The 17,654-nt window shown below is 34.3% G+C and carries 19 protein-coding genes; 9 read left to right on the top strand and 10 right to left on the bottom strand.

Annotation, left to right across the window (positions count from 1 at the left end; genetic code table 11):
• Window positions 1-11 precede the first annotated feature (11 nt).
• The 4 genes from U5L76_03045 (at window position 12) to U5L76_03030 (ending at window position 2,317) form a co-directional block, all read left to right on the top strand.
• Window positions 12-608, top strand: coding sequence for an HD domain-containing protein (locus U5L76_03045; protein ID MDZ7798572.1), 597 nt, complete (start codon window positions 12-14; stop codon window positions 606-608).
• A 65-nt stretch (window positions 609-673) separates the two neighbouring features.
• Complete coding sequence (locus U5L76_03040; protein MDZ7798571.1) at window positions 674-1,369, top strand: GIDE domain-containing protein; 696 nt, start codon at window positions 674-676, stop codon at window positions 1,367-1,369.
• A gap of 172 nt (window positions 1,370-1,541) precedes the next feature.
• Window positions 1,542-1,964: a hypothetical protein gene (locus U5L76_03035; protein ID MDZ7798570.1), complete on the top strand. Its 423-nt coding sequence runs from the start codon at window positions 1,542-1,544 to the stop codon at window positions 1,962-1,964.
• Between the two features lie 59 nt (window positions 1,965-2,023).
• The gene (locus tag U5L76_03030; protein ID MDZ7798569.1) at window positions 2,024-2,317 is read left to right on the top strand and encodes a hypothetical protein; all 294 of its coding nucleotides are present in this window, start codon (window positions 2,024-2,026) and stop codon (window positions 2,315-2,317) included.
• A 165-nt stretch (window positions 2,318-2,482) separates the two neighbouring features.
• Here U5L76_03030 and U5L76_03025 read toward each other — a convergent pair whose 3' ends face one another.
• From U5L76_03025 to U5L76_02985, 9 genes are all read right to left on the bottom strand, one after another.
• Complete coding sequence (locus tag U5L76_03025) at window positions 2,483-3,112, bottom strand: V-type ATP synthase subunit D (GenBank protein ID MDZ7798568.1); 630 nt, start codon at window positions 3,110-3,112, stop codon at window positions 2,483-2,485.
• Between the two features lie 88 nt (window positions 3,113-3,200).
• A complete protein-coding gene (locus U5L76_03020; GenBank protein MDZ7798567.1) occupies window positions 3,201-4,613 on the bottom strand; it encodes a V-type ATP synthase subunit B in 1,413 nt (470 codons plus the stop codon).
• Between the two features lie 34 nt (window positions 4,614-4,647).
• Window positions 4,648-6,438, bottom strand: coding sequence for a V-type ATP synthase subunit A (locus tag U5L76_03015; protein ID MDZ7798566.1), 1,791 nt, complete (start codon window positions 6,436-6,438; stop codon window positions 4,648-4,650).
• Window positions 6,439-6,535: 97 nt separating this feature from the next.
• Window positions 6,536-6,874 carry a V-type ATP synthase subunit F gene (locus U5L76_03010; protein ID MDZ7798565.1) on the bottom strand — a complete coding sequence of 113 codons (339 nt, stop codon included), beginning with the start codon at window positions 6,872-6,874 and terminating at the stop codon, window positions 6,536-6,538.
• A complete protein-coding gene (locus U5L76_03005) occupies window positions 6,868-7,854 on the bottom strand; it encodes a V-type ATPase subunit (GenBank protein ID MDZ7798564.1) in 987 nt (328 codons plus the stop codon). Before U5L76_03005 ends, U5L76_03010 begins: the two co-directional genes overlap by 7 nt.
• A 33-nt stretch (window positions 7,855-7,887) precedes the next feature.
• On the bottom strand, window positions 7,888-8,454 hold the full coding sequence (locus U5L76_03000; protein ID MDZ7798563.1) for a V-type ATP synthase subunit E: 567 nt from the start codon (window positions 8,452-8,454) through the stop codon (window positions 7,888-7,890).
• Between the two features lie 20 nt (window positions 8,455-8,474).
• Window positions 8,475-8,951 carry a V-type ATP synthase subunit K gene (locus U5L76_02995; protein ID MDZ7798562.1) on the bottom strand — a complete coding sequence of 159 codons (477 nt, stop codon included), beginning with the start codon at window positions 8,949-8,951 and terminating at the stop codon, window positions 8,475-8,477.
• 59 nt (window positions 8,952-9,010) lie between these two features.
• Window positions 9,011-10,978, bottom strand: a complete 1,968-nt coding sequence (locus U5L76_02990) for a V-type ATP synthase subunit I (GenBank protein MDZ7798561.1) — start codon at window positions 10,976-10,978, stop codon at window positions 9,011-9,013.
• A 4-nt stretch (window positions 10,979-10,982) separates the two neighbouring features.
• Window positions 10,983-11,294, bottom strand: a complete 312-nt coding sequence (locus tag U5L76_02985) for a hypothetical protein (GenBank protein ID MDZ7798560.1) — start codon at window positions 11,292-11,294, stop codon at window positions 10,983-10,985.
• Between the two features lie 188 nt (window positions 11,295-11,482).
• Here U5L76_02985 and U5L76_02980 point away from each other — a divergent pair, with 188 nt between their 5' ends.
• The gene (locus U5L76_02980) at window positions 11,483-12,154 is read left to right on the top strand and encodes an endonuclease III domain-containing protein (protein ID MDZ7798559.1); all 672 of its coding nucleotides are present in this window, start codon (window positions 11,483-11,485) and stop codon (window positions 12,152-12,154) included.
• Between the two features lie 115 nt (window positions 12,155-12,269).
• The gene (locus U5L76_02975) at window positions 12,270-12,551 is read left to right on the top strand and encodes a hypothetical protein (protein ID MDZ7798558.1); all 282 of its coding nucleotides are present in this window, start codon (window positions 12,270-12,272) and stop codon (window positions 12,549-12,551) included.
• A 107-nt stretch (window positions 12,552-12,658) separates the two neighbouring features.
• Here the strand turns inward: U5L76_02975 and U5L76_02970 are convergent, their stop codons facing one another.
• A complete protein-coding gene (locus tag U5L76_02970; GenBank protein MDZ7798557.1) occupies window positions 12,659-12,934 on the bottom strand; it encodes a hypothetical protein in 276 nt (91 codons plus the stop codon).
• A 94-nt stretch (window positions 12,935-13,028) separates the two neighbouring features.
• Here U5L76_02970 and U5L76_02965 point away from each other — a divergent pair, with 94 nt between their 5' ends.
• From U5L76_02965 to U5L76_02955, 3 genes are all read left to right on the top strand, one after another.
• Window positions 13,029-13,397: a hypothetical protein gene (locus U5L76_02965; GenBank protein MDZ7798556.1), complete on the top strand. Its 369-nt coding sequence runs from the start codon at window positions 13,029-13,031 to the stop codon at window positions 13,395-13,397.
• A 149-nt stretch (window positions 13,398-13,546) separates the two neighbouring features.
• Window positions 13,547-16,450 (top strand): UvrD-helicase domain-containing protein, encoded by a 2,904-nt coding sequence (locus U5L76_02960; protein ID MDZ7798555.1) that lies wholly within the window; start codon window positions 13,547-13,549, stop codon window positions 16,448-16,450.
• Window positions 16,451-16,456: 6 nt separating this feature from the next.
• Complete coding sequence (locus U5L76_02955; GenBank protein ID MDZ7798554.1) at window positions 16,457-17,494, top strand: CNNM domain-containing protein; 1,038 nt, start codon at window positions 16,457-16,459, stop codon at window positions 17,492-17,494.
• The last annotated feature ends 160 nt before the right edge of the window (window positions 17,495-17,654 follow it).

The raw sequence follows: 17,654 nt of genomic DNA, 5'->3' as shown, positions 1-17,654 counted from the left end.
CATTTATTTTTATGTTATTATCTCCAAAAATTAAAAAAGCTAAAAATTTGGCCCATAAGCTACATCAGGGCCAGATGAGAAAAAGAGGCGATCAGCCTTATATTGTCCACCCAATTGGTGTTTTTTCTATATTAAAAAAGTATACCACTAATGAAGACTGTTTATGCGCTGGTTGGCTACACGATACTTTAGAAGATGTAAAAGATTATAATTATAAAAAATTAAAAAAAGATTTTAACCAGAAAATAGCTGATATTGTCCAACAAGTAAGCGAAGATAAGGATGCGGACGAAAGTTTAGCCCAAAAAAGAAAGACCTGGAAAAAGAGAAAATTAAAGTATATTGAAAATTTGAAAAAAGCCAGCCAAGCGGCTTTAATGTTGGCTTGCGCTGATAAGATTGATAACCTAAAATCATTGGTAAAACATTATCAGGAAAAAGGAGATCAAATATGGTCGGTTTTTAACGCTCCGGAACCAAAAAAAGAGGAAAAAATTTGGTATTATAAAGAGGTTTTAAAGGTTTTAAAATCAAGACTGGATAATGATATTGTTCTAGAATATGAAAAGCTGCTTGAAAAGGGGAAAAGAATATTTAGTAAAACTTAATTGATTCACTTTTTTAATCAAAAAGAAAGTGCTATTATTTAGATATAATTATTAATTATAAATTTATGATTTGGATCGGTATTATTATTTTGCTCTTTGGCGGGTTATTTATTTATATTAGCCAGAGAAAAAAACAAAGCCAGAGTAAACTGGCTAAAACTGAAGTCCGGCCAGTTAAGGAAATAAAGCCAGGGGAAACAGTTGAGCTAGAAGGAAAAATTGAAGCTAGTCATCCTCTGCAAACACCTTTTTCCAAGCAAGATTGTGTTTATTATGAATATGAATTGGAAAAAGAAGTGGAGAAAGAGGATAAGGAGGGAAGAGTAGTGCATGATTGGGAAAGAGTCAAATCAGGCCATGAAAGAATTAATTTTAATTTACGGGATGGTACTGGCAGTATAAAAATTATTTCGGAAAAAGCTAAAATTGAAGCCCGTGATTTAGGCGAAAAATTTATTGGTCGGGGTGAGCCTTTGGGTGATTCAACTCTAGGCAAAATATTTGATTTTATCGCTAATGACAAATACCGAACCGAAGAAAAAGCACTTTTGAACGGAACACGAACTTATATTTACGGACAGGCTATGAAAGATAAAGATGAAGTAGTTATTAAAAAAGGCAATAATGATTTTATTATTAGCTATCGTTCAGAGGAAGAAGTGGAAAAATCAATGGCTAAAAAAGCTATGATATTTAAAGTTTTGGGCTTTATTGGTATAATTGGCGGGGTGGTATTAGCCGTTTATTCGTTTTTTATATAGGAAACAAATTGTTAAGGGGTTAAGTTATTAAGTTATTGATTTTTCTATTTCTAATTTTTATTTTTTTGTTTTTCAATATCTATTATCTTATAATAAAAAACCCCAGGCTATGAAAACTCTGGGGTTGTTAATTTTAAATTTATCTTTTTTCCTGGTTTTTCTTTATTAAAGATTGGGCCTGCCTTTAAAAGAAATTACTAAACAAGTTGGTGGATTAAAAAGTTATGGTGTTAAAATGATAAAATTAGCTGAATTAGCCAGAAAGCTGGGCTTTAAGGTGACTTGTTATTCTTATAATAAGAAAAAGGCTAAAAGAAAAGCGAAAATCAAAAAACCTGATAAAAGAAATATTATTCGTTTTTTAAAAAAGGAAGTACCAGTTATTTTAGCAGTTAAGACTTATTTACTTGATGATAGTCGACCAAGAGATTTTGGTCATTTTATTGTTATTAACGGCTATAAAAATAAAGTTTATACTTATATTGATTCTCGGGATTTAAAAAACCATAAAATTAAAGAAAAATATTTATTATTTGCCTGGTATAGTAATGTGCTCAAATCAAGCGGCTATCTACTAGCTATTGAGAAGAAATAGATTTATTTATAAAAAAATAATTTTTTTACTTTTTAATAAAAAAAACGTATAATAAAAATATGAAAGAAAATAACCAAAAGATACAAATTAAAAAAAGAAATTGGTTTTCTATTTCTGGTTTCATTATTATTATATTTTTTATAGCTACTGTTTTTTTATTTGTTTTTCAAAATTCTGCTTCACCGATTAATATGACTATATTAGATATTATTTTGTGGCTAGAATATATTAGTGCATTTATTCTACTTATTATTGGTTTGATATTAGGTTTAAAAGGTAAGCATAAGGGTTTATTTTTATCTATTTTTGGTTTAATAATATTTTTAATTTGCACTGTTTGGTTAAGAATTTAAGTTTAAATATTTAAATATTTTATTAAAAAACAGCCTGTTTAAATTATTGCGGCTGCTTTTTAAATTTATTATTATTTGTGTTTACTTTGAATTTTGGATTTTGAGCTTTGGCATTAAAAAACAGTCCAATAAGCAATTGACTGCTTTTTATATTTTTATTTGGTTTTAATTATTTTCTTGTTCAGTAATAATATCTTTAACTTTCATCAAAGCAGTAATAGTTGAGCGTTCCTGTTCGTTAAGCTTAGCGGTAATATATTTTATAGTTTCGTCCATATTAGGAATAAAGACATATTCTAAAGCGTTGACCCGTCTTCTGGTTTTTTCAATTTCAGCGGCCATCAGTTTAGCTGAGTGTTCAATTTCAGCTAATTTAACCATATCTTCCAAGACCTCGGAAAAAGTTTCTAAAGAAGCGTCTAATTCAGCTGAAGTAGTGGCTAGTGAGTAGCTTAGAAAATCACCTTCCGCTTTATAATCAAAACGAGGTACATTAACGCTCATCACGTTTTCGGTTTTTACCTTGAGTGAGGTTTCTTTAGCCGGATAAGCCAAAGCTTCAGCCATGACCTCAGGCCGCATATCAGCGGAGGCAAAAATAAAAGCCTTAAAAGCTGATCCCAGCTTTTTTTCAATATTTTCACGGAGCTTCCTCGCTTTTTTAATAGTGGTCAGAAATTGTTTCATCAGACCATCACGTTTTTCTTTAAGCAATTTGTGTCCACGACGAGCGGTAACCACTTTCTTTTTGAGCTTGATCAGCTCCATTCTGGTTGGGTTGACGTTGAGACGCATGTTTTTTTTAGTTTTATGGTTTAGTTATGGCTGCTAGTAAGGTTATGGTTTTTGGTTTTAGATTAATAAATTATTACTACCCAACAATCTATTTTTTAGGCAGATATTTTTCAATATGCTCTTCTTTAACCCGTTTAAGTTCGTTTTTGGGTAGAATACTCATCAGTTTCCAGCCTAGATCAAGAGTTTGTTCAATAGTACGGTCTTCGTCCGGGGCTTGACGGACAAATTTATCTTCAAAGCTATTGGCAAATTTTGAGAATTTTTTATCAGCTTCTGATAAAGCCGCTTCGCCTAAAATTACTGCTAGTTCTTTAGCTTCTTTACCGCGGGCGTAAGCGGCAAATAACTGATTCAAAACTCCGGAATGATCTTCTCTGGTTTTACCTTCGCCAATACCTTTGTCTTTTAAACGAGAAAGAGAAGGCAGAACATCAACCGGCGGATAAATGCCTTTTTTATGAAGTTCTCTTGAGAGCAGAATCTGGCCTTCAGTAATATAACCAGTCAGGTCAGGAATCGGGTGGGTTTTATCGTCTTCAGGCATAGTTAAGATAGGAATCTGGGTAATAGAGCCTTTTTTACCTTGAATACGACCAGCTCTTTCGTAGATAGTAGAGAGATCAGTATAAAGATAACCGGGATAGCCTCGGCGGCCTGGAATTTCTTTTCTGGCGGCCGATATTTCTCGCAGGGCTTCACAATAATTAGTCATATCAGTCATAATAACTAGAACATGCAAGCCTTTTTCAAAAGCCAGATATTCAGCTGTAGTTAAGGCAATCCGAGGTAGGGTAATTCTTTCGACTACTGGATCATCAGCCAAGTTAACAAAAAGAGTAGCTCTTTCAATGGCGCCGGTTTGTTTAAACTCTTTTATAAAGTATTCAGATTCTTCAAAGGTAATACCCATAGCACAGAAAACTACAGCAAATTCTGATTTTTCACTTTGATCCTTTTCTTTTTGCTCAGGATGGTCTGTTGCGCCAATTACTTTAGCTTGTCTGGCAATTTGAGCAGCTAGTTCAGAGTGGGGCAGACCAGAAGCAGAAAAAATCGGTAGTTTTTGGCCACGCACCAGTGTATTAAGTCCGTCAATAGTAGAAATACCGGTTTGGATAAAGTCATTGGGATAATCACGGGCGTAAGGATTAATAGGCGAGCCGTTTATATCAAGCTTTTTTTCCGGGATTATTTTAGGCCCTTTATCACGGGGCTGGCCAGCCCCGGTAAAAACACGACCCAACATATCAGGGGAAACGCCGATCTCCATAGTCTTGCCCAAGAATTTAGCTTTGGTTTTTTCAATTTCCAGGCCTCGGGTCTCTTCAAACATCTGTACCACAGCTTTATCCTCGGAAATTTCCAAAACACGCCCCCTTCTTTTTTCACCAGAAGGCAGCTCAACTTCAACCATTTCTTCATATTTGACCTCTTTAATGCCTTCGACCACCATTAATGGTCCGGCAATTTCTTTGATGGTTTTGTATTCTTTTAGCATAAATTTAGATATTAGATATTAAGTGATTAAGATATTAAGATAACGAGTTTAATTCTTTTTTAATTTCCTCGTTGAGTTTTTCTAGTTTTTCCAGCTCATCTTCTGGAACTTGAGAAGCTTTGGAAATTCTTTCTTTAATTGGCAGGGAAATAATTTTATCGAGTTGGACTTCACGGTTCAAAGCTTCTAAAGCTTTTTCATGGAAAGTCAGTATTATTTTAAGCATCCAGTATTGCTTTTTTAAAGAAGTATAGGTATCAACTTCATCAAAGGCATTTTGGTGTAGAAAATCCTCACGAATAGACTTTGAAGTGTCTAAAATAAGCTGTTCACGGGCTGACAAAGCGTCAACACCAACCAAGCGAACAATTTCTTCCAAAGATGATTCTTCCTGAAGTAGTCCCATAGCTTGAGTTCTTATCTCGGGCCAATCCTGACCAGCCCTTTTGCGGGCGTAATCTTCAATATCTTCTAAATATAATGAATAGGAATTAAGCCAGTTGATAGCCGGAAAATGGCGTTTAAAGGCTAATTTATCATCCAATCCCCAAAAAACTTTAACTACACGCAAAGTGTTTTGAGTAACTGGTTCAGAGAGGTCGCCGCCCGGAGGAGAAACAGCTCCGACTACAGTTAAAGAACCTTCGTTATTATTGGTACCAAGACATTTAACCTGACCAGCTCTTTCATAAAAAGAGGCGGTTCTAGAACCAAGATAAGCGGGATAGCCTTCCTCGCCCGGCATTTCTTCTAGGCGACCCGACATTTCTCTCAAAGCTTCTGCCCAGCGAGAGGTAGAATCAGCCATAAGAGCTACTTTGTAACCCATATCACGGAAATATTCAGCAATAGTAATGCCAGTGTAAACACTGGCCTCGCGAGCAGCTACTGGCATATTAGAAGTATTAGCTATTAAAACAGTTCTTTCCATAAGTGGTTGGCCTGATTTAGGATCTTTAAGTTCAGGAAATTCCTGGAGAACATCAGTCATTTCATTACCGCGTTCGCCGCAGCCAATAAAGATAATAATATCAGCGTCAGCCCACTTGGCTAATTGGTGCTGAACCACTGTTTTACCAGAGCCAAAAGGTCCGGGTACACAGGCAGTGCCGCCTTTAGTGACCGGAAAGAAGGCGTCAATTACTCTCTGGCCGGTAATTAAAGGCTCGGTTGGCACCAGTTTTTCCTTAACTGGTCTAGGCTCACGAATCGGCCAGGTTTGCTTCATGGTTAATTTATGGGTTTTACCTTTATTATCCTGTATTTCAGCCACGATATCTTTATTAGTAAAAGATCCATTTGATATTTTTTTGACCTCGCCCTCTTTTAAAGTAGGCGGCACTAAAATTTTATGTTCAATCAAGGAAGTTTCTTTAACTCGGCCAAGAATATCACCGGCTACCACTTTATCACCAGTTTTTACGATCGCTTTAAATTCCCATTTTTTATCCATATCTAAAGCCGGCACCGAGATTCCTCGGGTGATATAATCACCGGCTTTATCAGAAATTGAAGAAAGGGGCCGCTGGATACCGTCGTAAATAGAAGTAACCAGACCTGGTCCTAGATCAACTGACATGGGTTTTTCAGTGCGATAGACCGGTGCGCCTGGCCCTAGGCCGGAAGTTTCTTCATAGACCTGGATATAGGCTTTATCACCGTTTAGTTCAATAATTTCTCCGATTAATTTTTCTTTTGAGACTTTGACCACCTCATACATTTGGGCGCCTTGCATGTTTGAAGCCACCACTAAAGGGCCAGAGACTTTTATAATTTTTCCTGCCGCGGTCGGCGTCCCACTCCGCGGTGATTGTTTTTCTGCCATAGTATTTTTTATTTAGATTATTAATTTTTATAAGAAACTCGACATTTTAACATAAGGACAAAAATAATATTTTTTTTATGTCTTTGTGTCCAATTCTCTATTTATTAAAAAGAATATCACTGCCAACAGCCTGCTCGACAATTTTTCTTAAGTTTTTCAGTCCAGCCCCAGTAGAACCATGCTGAGAGGGGATAGAGAGAACAGCCGGCATGGTTCTTTGCTGGAGTTTTTCAATCTCATCTGGTACCTTTTCAAACCAGTCTTCGGTAATAAAACAAATGGCGTAATTGTCATTCAATATTTTTTCAATAGCTTCTTTAACCTCTTTAGGCGAGGTTACACCAAAAGTTTTAACACCCAAGGCCGAAAATCCTAAAATTGAATCAGGTGAACCAATAATGGCTAATTTATATTTCTTGCTTTGTTCTTCTACCATAAGTTTCTTGTCCTTTCTCTTATCTCACTATTTTTTACCTTATTAAGTTTGCCAGTCATAATTAGCCGAACATTACGAAGAGCATTTTTCTTGGCAAAATAATAGGCGATAGTCATTTCCGGACCAAAACTCATTCTTTTTGTTTTCTTGAGATAATCCATTTCGTAGTTTTCAAACTCTTGTTCTAGTTTCCAGAGATTATGATCCTCCTCAAAGTCAGAGATAATGCTAATAAATTTGTTATTAAAATAGATTAAGAAAGTGTCCAAGGCTTCTTTAATATTTTTATCGTAAACATTTTCAAATTCTTTTTTAGCTATACGTCCGCCCGGAATTATCTGATTAGAGAGCCACTTAATTTCTTTTTTCAGATTTTTACTTCGCAGGAAAACTTTAATATTTATCATATCAATTTTCATTTTCAAAAAATCAGAGATAAATTTATTTTTTATTTTGTCAGTAATTTCAGCCAGTAATTTATACATCTTTTTATCCAGATAAATATCAATATAATGAGGTTGATGATTATTTTCAAATTCCTGAGCAGCCTGGTCAATAATTTTTTTTAGTTTTGGAGATAAATCAACCCGGGCGTCTTCCATAATATAGTTGCGTAGAGAAGAGTAGGTGATAGTGCCGACTTGACTTTCCTCTTCTTTTAAATCCTTTTTAGAATACTTTTCTTTAAAGATTAACTTGAGATTGTGAAAATCATAGCGCAGAAAAAGAAACTGCCGAATTTTTTGGTCATCAACAAATTTTTCGTACAAATCCCGGGTTTGTTTGAGATCATCATTTAGGGCTTTCTTAAAATTTTTCGGCTCCACTTCCAAAAGATTGTCCGCGTATTCAGTATCGTTAAAAACGCGGAAAGCGGCTTCTATGTCCGGAGCGTCAATCATACGTTCAATATCGCCGGCATTTAGAAGCTTACCTTCAAGTGAGCGAAATAATCCCATAATGTATGGATAGTCAGACATTGTTAGTTAAGTAGTTAATTAGTTGCCTAGTTTTTAGGAAAAGAGAATTTTAGCTACTTGGGTTTCTACTTCATCTCTGAGGCCTTGAACTAGAGTAGAGTAGCGGTTGTCAATCTCTAATTTTTCAGATGAAAATATAAAACCTCCCTGTCCTTTGACTTTTTCTGAAGAAAGTGTGATAGATTTATCTGATTTTTCTAAGGCTTTTTTTACCAAATCTTTAGAATTTTCTGTAGCTTGAATTTCAGCCTTGTTTTGTGAGGGAAGATTTTTTATTAGCTTTTGTAGAAGAGAAATTTGTTTTTCCTGATCAAGTTCGTCCATTTTTTTAGCGGCCAAAGTAAAAACTTCATCCAAAAGCATTTGTTTTTCTCGTAAGAGCTTGGATTTTTTCTGGTTAGCCAGAATGAATTTTGCTTGTTGGATTTTCTTTTCGGCCTGTTTTTTACTTTCAGAGATAATTCTTTCTTTTTCTTTTTCTTCTTTTTCTTTGAAGTCTGCTTTTATCTCTTCGATTTTTTGCTCAGATTCCTGTTCAATCTTTTTAATTTCTTCTCTGGCCTCTTTTTTAATTTTTTCGAGAATGTTCTCTAGAGCCATGAATTAATTTAATTAATTGATTAACTGACAGTGATGCCGTTGAGCAAGAGGATAGTGGCCAAAAGACCGATTACAGCGTAGGTTTCTACCATAGCTGAGAAAATAATCGGTTTGCCGGATTCAGAGGGTTTTTTGGCAATAACGCCCATACCAGCCGCCGAAACTTTACCTTGAAGCCAACCAGAAGTTAGTCCGGCAATGGCAATAGGCAAACAGGCAAAGAGAACTTGCCAGCCGATTTCAGGAGTGATAGTAAATTCACCGCCGCCCAGAAGTCCCACTTTTTGGATAGCCATAATAGCTCCTAAAAAGCCGTAAATACCCTGGGTAGAAGGCAGAGCTTGTAAAAGTAGAGCTTTGCCGAATTTTTCCGGATCTTCGGAAACTACTCCGGAAGCAGCTTCACCGGAAATGCCGACGCCAAGAGATGACCCAATGCCAGCTAAGCCAACAGCTAAAGCGGCGCCGAGAATAGCTAATGCGAGTCCAATAGTCATATAATTTTCCTTTCGTTTTATTAGCCCTAAAGCGTTAAAGCCATAGAGCTATATATTTATTACTTAATTATTCTTATATATTTAGCTTGTTTTTTAAAGGGTTTAAATCTAGTGCCGCCACCTTCCATAAACTTAGGAAAAAATTCAACAAATTGCAGACGACCGGAGTGAATAAAAGCACCGAGGGCGTTGATACCGATATTGAAGGCGTGTCCGCCGATAAGTATCAATAAAGCCAAAAGATAACCGGCAATAGGTATCATTTCAATAGCCAGACCAGCAATAAGATTAACTACCATAGCAATAATACCAGTAGCCAGACCTAAGGCTAAAAGACGGGAGTAGGAAAGAGTGTCTGAGAGATAACCGATTAGATCATAAAGGCTATAAATACCAATAGGCAGCTTTAAAAATATATTTTTTGTTTTGGTAGTATTGGCTAAAATTAAAAGTCCGGCTACACTCAGCAGGACATAAGTCATAATATCTGAAGCCGAAGCAGGAATTAAAAAACCAACTTTTGTCATAACCCAAAGACCTAGGGTTAAAAGAGCTATAAACCACATACCTGAACCAAGCAGGGCTTCTTTGATCTTTTCTTTTTTTATCTTCCACCAGGTATTAATAATCAAGCCAGTCATTATTTGGATTAAGCCAAAAACCAATGAAATTAAAAGTACAGTAATCGGGTCGTTAACCGGGTCCATAATTTTGAAAGTGAGAACAAATTCTCTAAACCAGCTACCTGGAGCCATACTAGAGATATCAATACCAAACCAACTGCCAAATAAAACTCCGGCCAGGAAAGTGGAGATACCGCCTAAGACCAGCAGACGAATCAGCTTCATCTCTTTTTTGGGCTTTTTGGAAATTTTTAAGATAAGAAGCATGACAGCGGTCATAACCAGACCATAGCCGGCGTCAGAAACACAAAAGCCGAAAAAGATAAAGAAAAAAGGCGCTAGAAAAGGAGTGGGGTCTGGCTCTGATTTTAAAGGCATGCCATAAACTCCGGTCACTGATTCAAATGGCTCAATCATATTACGGTTATGTAAAGTGATCGGCGTAGATTCATCTTTTTTTAGAGGCATTTTTTCTAAAGCAAAATCTTCCGTGATTTTTTCCAGTTTATTTTTTAAAGTTTTGACAAATCTTTTTTCTATCCAGAAAAGAAGGGCAAAAGTTTTTTTAGTATTAATAGATTTATCTAAAGCTTGTTTTTGCTCTTTTTTCCAGGAAAGATAGTCTAAAGTTATTTGTAATTTTTCCGAAAAATGAACCAGTTGTTTGATTTTTTTGTTTATTTGTTTAATTTCCTTTTTAGCTTTTTTAATATTTTTATCGCAGAGATTTATTTTTTTATCGGGTAAACAGTCAATCTCAGGCAGTTGAGTCGGTTTAAAATCATAATGAGTGAGCATTTGGCGCACTTCTTTTTCTAAATCTTTATAAAAAGTGATAGAGAAAAAAACTTCGCGGTTTTCTTCATGTGATTTTTGCAGGCTGATATTATTTAATTTTTTAGCCTTGATCATGATTCGTTCCCAGGCTTCAAAATTAACCGAGCCCAAAAGGGTTATAGTTTTTTCGGTTTGGATTTCATCATTGGGTATAAAACCAAGCGAGGACCAATTTCCAAGCATTTCTTTGTCAGCTTTATTTTTATCAATAATACTATTTTGTTTATTTAATTCTGATTCATAATCTTCACACTTTTTAACTATTTCTTGATAATCAAATTCTTTGATCATTTTTTCCAGTTTTTCCGAAGAAAATTCTTTTTTACCGGCAAGCAGCTTTTCTTTAAGGGAGGGTTTTTCTTCTTGGTATTGATTAAGAAAATTAATAGCAAAATTAACCTGAGCATAAAGATACTCTGGTGATTTTTCACTAGTTTCGGCTGTCTCCTCTCTTTCCGGCCATTGTTCAATCTGAACTACACCAAAATCATGGAGAAGTTCAATAATCTCTTCCTTTTTTGATTTAAGAGAGACTAAATTGTATTTAGCAACGGGGCTAATAGCCATAAATTTAGCTTATTTTATCAATAATTAAGTCGGCCCCTTTATCTTTTTTAGCTGGGGACAAGGATTTTATTTTTTCTGATTGCTTGGCTATTTCTTTTTTAGAAATGTTTTTCATCTCTTCTATTTTATCTTCGGCCTCTTTGTAAATATCTTTAATTTCTTCAGATATTTCTTGGCTGATATTAGCTAATTTTTCCTCATATTTGGCCCTAATGACTTCTACCTTTTTAGCTTGCAGATCTTTAGCTTGATTGATTTTTTCTTCAGCTTCTTTTTCTTCTTTTTTTATTTTTTCAATAGAATTAGAGTTTTTCATATATTTTTAGTAATATTTTATAAAATGTTAATGAGATATAAAAATTCAAGTTCTTATTATACTGTCTTTTAGCCTAAAAATCAAGGTTTTTGGTGTGGATAAGTAAAAAATATGTAAAATTAAGTAAAATTAGTTTATTTTTAGCTAATAAATAGCTTATTTTAGCTAAAAAATGTATAATTAAAGTTATGAATCCTGAAAAAATATATAAAAAATTATTAAAAAAATACGGACCACAGGATTGGTGGCCGATTTTAGGGTTCAAGATATCAAGTGATCAAGATATTAAGATATTAAGGAAGAAAGTAAAAGTTTTTAGTGAGAAAAATATGTTTGAGATTTGTATGGGCGCTATTTTGACTCAGAATACTAATTGGCAGAATGTAGAGAAGGCGATTATAAATTTAAAAAAAGAAAATCTTTTAAGTCCCCAAAAAATTTTGAATTGTCACCATAAACATCTAAAAAAATTAGTACGGCCTTCAGGTTATTTTAATGTCAAAGCAAAAAAACTGAAAATGTTTTCAAAATGGCTTTTAGGAAATTATCAGGGTCGGTTAAAGAAATTTTTTAAACAACCTCTTAAAGAATGCCGAAAAGAATTATTGAAGGTATATGGAATTGGTCCGGAAACCGCTGACTCAATCCTTTTGTATGCTGGTCGGAAGAAAAATTTTATGATTGATGCTTACACTGTGCGTTTGTGTAAAAAACACGGAATTGAGTTTAAGTCTTATGATCAATACAAAGAATTTTTTGAAAAACGTCTGCCTTGGTCAAACAAAATTTATAATCAGTTTCATGCTTTGATTGTTCGGTGGGGGCAGAACAAAACATCTACTCATAAGAAGATAGACTGATCAGTCTATCTTCGGTTTATATTATTATTAGGTTAATTCTTGACCAAAAAATATTTTTCTGATAAATTCTAAGACAAATAATGTGTTCTTTTTAAAATAAAATGGAGGTAAAAAAATGAAATTAGCTTATGCCATAATTTGTCATTCAGTTAACCCTGTGGAGATCGAACCGGGAGAAACAAATTATTTAGAGCTTTTCCAGCGGGCTCATTTGCCCTTTGATTCAAAAAAACAGACCTTACTTTGTTTTAGAGCCGGGAGATACAATCTAGCAGACTGGGAAGATAAGGTTGAAGAAGAAGAAAATATTTTTCTTATTAGTGAGCCTTGTCTTAATGGCTTGACTAGACATGAAGTTATAAGACTTAATCACAGAGATGAAAAAATTCCGGCTTAATTTTAAGATATTTTTTTTAATTTCTTTTAAGCGGCTTTACTTTAAAAAGCCGCTTTTTTTATAAAATAAAAAAAGCGCCCAGGGGGGTTGGTGGGCGCTGAGTTCATTTAAAAGTGCCGGTGACCGGCTTTAGCCATTACCTTAACTAGTTCCGGATCTTTTTCTGAAGTTTCATAACCTTTTTGTTCTTCATAAGGTGGATCCCAAACTCCACCGTCACTCCAGAAGCTGAACATAAGGCCGCATTGAGGGCAAATTTTGATGAAATAAACATCACATTCACCGCAGACTCCAGAATCAATTGATTTAGTCTGTGTCAGGTATTTTAAATCAACCTGACAGTCAGGGCAGATATGGCCGACAGATACTTTTTTGTCTTTCATTTGGGTCTCCTTTTTAAGGTGCGGAAAACCCGGGTTAATACTATTAAAAATGCATAAATTAGTCAAATAACTTTAAAAATGATAAGATAAAGTCATGAATAAAGAGAATAAATGGTCAAAAATTGATGAGCGTTTAGCCAAAAGAGAGGAGAGAAAATCTGGCTCTGCTTTTACTGAAGCTAGATCAGATAAGGATGAAAAAGCAGCAGTTGAAAAACTACAAAAAAGAATGGCCGAGATGGACCGTTCAATACTGACTATGACCCCTGAAGAACTGGCCGCTGATTTATCCGATCCGGATATTAAAAAAGCGGCTATTGAAAAAATTAGAAAAGCTAGAAACCAATTTGAAAACGAGGCTCAATCTTTGCCAGAAGAAGAGCTGGAAAAGAAAAAGTTGTTTTATACTAAAACTATAGAAGGCATTATTAGAATGGCTGAGAAGGAAGAAAAGAAAAAATAATAGAGATAAAAAAGTTAAAGATTTTACCAAAGATAAATCTGAGAATAGGAGAGTAAAAACTAAACCTAAGCCTTAAAACTATACCGGCGGCCAAACCTTATAACTATAAACATTTAGTAGTTATAAACTATTTTTGCTATAATTAGATTATGAAAACCAATGCCCAGCAAAAAAAGGCCATCACTCATAAAAAAGGCCCTCTTTTAATTATTGCCGGGGCGGGGACTGGCAAAACGGCAGTCATTACTCAGAGGCTGGCTTATTTAATTAAATCAAAAAAGACTAAACCTGAGGAAATTTTAGCGCTTACTTTTACTGACAAAGCGGCTGGGGAAATGGAAGAAAGAGTAGATAAGCTATTACCTTACGGTTATACCGATTTATGGATTTCCACTTTTCATTCATTTGGCCAAAGAGTTTTAAAAGATCATGCCTTAGATATCGGTCTGGATCCTGTTTTTAAACTTTTAAACCAGACCGAGCAGTGGCGTTTAATCCGTCAGAATTTTGAAAAATTTGATCTTAATTATTATAAGCCCCGAGGTAACCCAACGCGCTTTATTTACGCTTTAATCAAAGTTTTTTCCCGGGCTAAGGATGAAAATATATCTCCGAAAGATTTTATTGAATATGGTAAAAAATTAACAAAAAAAACAAAACCAGCCAAGGAGGAAAGGGCAAGAATTTTAGAAGTAGCCCGGTCTTTTAAGATTTATGAAAATTTATTAAAAGAAAAAGGTTATCTGGATTTTGGCGATTTAATTATTAAAACCTTAGAACTTTTTCAAAAGAGAAAAAATATTCTAGAAAAATACCAAAAGCAGTTTAAATATATATTAGTTGATGAATTTCAAGACACAAATTACGCTCAGTATGAATTAATTAAGTTATTGTCAGCGCCGCGTAATAATTTAACCGTCACCGGTGATGATGATCAAGCTATTTATAAATTCCGGGGAGCGGCTGTCTCTAATATCATTGAGTTTAAAAAAGATTTTCCGGGCTCAAAAGAAATTGTTCTAAAACAAAATTACCGCAACCGGCAGAACATTCTTGATTTGTCTTACAACTTTATTCAGCTTAATAATCCTAACCGCTTGGAAGCCAAAATAAACCAGAAAAAAAAGAATTTAAAATCACGCATTACCAAAAAACTAAAAGCTAATAAAAAGGGCCGAGGTGAAATTAAGCATTTACACTTTAAAACTCAGGATGAAGAAGCTTTAGGTGTGGTTAAAAAAATAATTGATTTGAGAAAAAAACAAAAAAGCTTAACTTGGAATGATTTTGCTATTTTGGTCAGGGCTAATAACCAGGCGGATTTATTTATTAATGTTTTAGAGCATCAGGAGATTCCTTATCAGTATGTGGCTAAAAGCGGACTTTTTCAGAAACCGGAAATAATCGATTTAATTTCTTATTTAAAACTGCTGGATAATTATCATGAAAGTACGGCTATGTATCGGGTTTTAGCCATGCCTATTTTTAAAGTGACAGTAAATGATATTATGAAACTCTTATACCGGGCCAATAAAAAGAATAAATCTTTGTTTGAAATTCTTGATCATATTAATGAGATTGAAGGTATTTCACCCAGTACCAAGAAAACGGTCAAAGAAATTATAGAAATGATTAAAAAACAGACCCAGACCGGCCAAAAGAAAGGAACCTTAAAAGCGCTTTACCAATTTGTTTCTGATTCTAATCTTTTTAAATATTTAAGCCAAAAGCAAAGCAAAAAAGCCCATGAGAAAATATTAAATATTAATCAGTTTTTTAAAGTAGCCAGTAATTTTGAAAGACTTAATCAGGACAAAACCGTGAAAAATTTTATGCAGGAATTAGAGCTAGCCCAAGAAGCTGGAGAGACCGGTCCCTTAAAAAATAATCTGGAAGAAGGACCAGATTCAGTCAAGGTAATGACCATTCACCAAGCCAAGGGACTGGAATTTGAGCATGTCTTTGTGGTTAATTTGGTTAATAAAAGATTTCCTTCGATTAACCGCCGCGATCCTATTGAATTACCAGATAATTTGATAAAAGAGACTTTGCCTAGTGGTGATATTCATCTTCAGGAAGAGCGCCGTTTGTTTTATGTAGCTATAACTCGCGCCAAAAAAGGAATTTATCTGACCAGTGCCGATAATTACGGCGGCAGCCGCAAAAAAAAGTTATCCAAATTTTTATATGAAACCGGGCTGGTTAAAAAAGATGAGTCCGGCCCGAAGCAAAAAAAAGAAAAATTAATTATTAACAGTTTCTCTAAAAAGCATAAATTTAAAAGAGTCAAAGATGATTTAGCTTATTTGCCTCAGAAATTTTCCTATACTCAAATACGGGCCTTTGAAACCTGTCCTTACCAATATCGCTTGGCCCATATTTTAAAAGTACCGGTTAAAGGCAAGGGCACTTTCTCTTTTGGTAAAAGTATTCACCGCACTTTGTATGATTTTTACCGAATGGTCCAGCAGGATAAAAAGCCCAGCCAAAAAGATTTATTGTCTTTGTACCGCAAAAATTGGCTTGACGAGTGGTATGATTCCAAAGATCATGAATTAACAAGAAAAAAACAGGGAGAAAAAGCTTTAAAAAAGTTTTATAAAATAAATAAAGATTCCTTAAAAGTACCTATGTTTTTAGAAAAAGGTTTTAATATAAAATTTGGTGATTATACAGTTAAAGGTTTTATAGATCGGATGGATGAAATTAGAAAAGACTCTTCGGCTAGCTCAGGGGGGGCAGTAGAAATTATCGATTATAAAACCGGTAATTTGCCCTCGTCAAAAAATAAAATTGATTTTAAACAGCTTTTCATCTATGCTTTAGCTAGCTGGGAAGTATTTAAACTTAAGCCACTTAAGTTAACTTATTACTATATTGAAGATAATAAAAAGTTTTCGGTCCAGCCGCAAAAAAAAGAAGCCCAAAAAATAAAAAAGGAAGTAACAGAGACGATTGAGCAGATAATGAAAAGTGATTTTAAGGCTACTCCTTCAAAGTATAAATGCCGGTACTGTGACTTTAAAAATATTTGCCAGTATAGAAAGGTTTAAAAAAATATGCTTATTTATACAATAATTATTCTAGCGGTTATTCTGCTGATACTGATGTCAGCCTGGCTTTCTGGGACCGAAACAGCCTTTTCAAACTTAAGCCAGTCTGATTTGGCTCAGATGAAGATTGATAATGTTAATAAAAAAGAATTTGTTTTTTGGGTTAAACGTAACATGAACAAGGCCATTGCTACTATTTTAGTTTTAAATAATTTAATCAAAATTATTTTGGCTTCTTTAGTAGCACTTTTTGCTAATCGTGTTTTTCATACCTTTGGCCTGAGTCTGGCTATTGGACTAATTACTTTTATTATTACTATTTTTGGGGAAATAAATCCGAAAGCTCGTGGTCTGGCGGCCAGTCGGGAGATTTGTTTAAAGCGGGCCAAATCACTTTACTATTTAGTTCAAACTTTAACTCCGATTAGTCGCGTATTCCTTTTTATATCAAAAAAGTTTTTAAAACTACGCTTTAAACCTCAAGGTGAACTTTCTTTATCCAAAAGAGATATTAAAAGTTTGGTTAGCTTGGGAAAGGAAGAGGGTTTAATAAAAAATGTAGAAAAGAAAATTATTTATCGCACTTTTGACTTTGGCCAGAAAAAGGCCAAAGACGTGATGATACCGATGAAAAAAGTTTTTTATATTAATAAAGGATGTAGTATTGAATACGCTCGCCAGCAGATTTTAGAAAAAGGCTTTACTCGGGTGCCGGTGATGAATCCGGATAAAGAAAAAATTGTCGGCCTAATTTATTTAAAAGATATTATCTCGACCCGTTCAAAAAAAGTAGATTCTTTGTTAAAACGTTCCTTTATTATTGTCGAAGATGAGGAAGTAGTTAATATTTTTCGTCAAATGCGGCGCGGACAAAAACACTTTGCTTTAGTGCGTGATAAGAACAAAGAAAAAGATTTGGGTATCTTAACCATGGAAGATATTCTGGAGGTTTTATTGGGAAAAATTAAAGATGAATATTCTGAGATTAAAGAAAAAGCGATTAAAGATATTAAGAAAAAGTATAGTAAAAAAAACAAAAAATAGTTTTTTTGATTTTTTAATATTAGTGAAGACAAAAATAAAAGAGCTTAAAAAAAATGGGTATTTGTTGATAAAAGGGAATTTTCTCTTTTGTTTGGTTCTTTAGCTATGGACAAGAATAATTAAAACCGGTAATAAAATAAAAATTGAAAAATCAGGGAAG

The organism is Patescibacteria group bacterium, assembly GCA_034520665.1.
Classification (GTDB): domain Bacteria; phylum Patescibacteriota; class Patescibacteriia; order JAXHNJ01; family JAXHNJ01; genus JAXHNJ01.
Note: the sequence above shows the minus strand (reverse complement) of the source record. Positions and strands in the feature narration are given on the sequence as shown.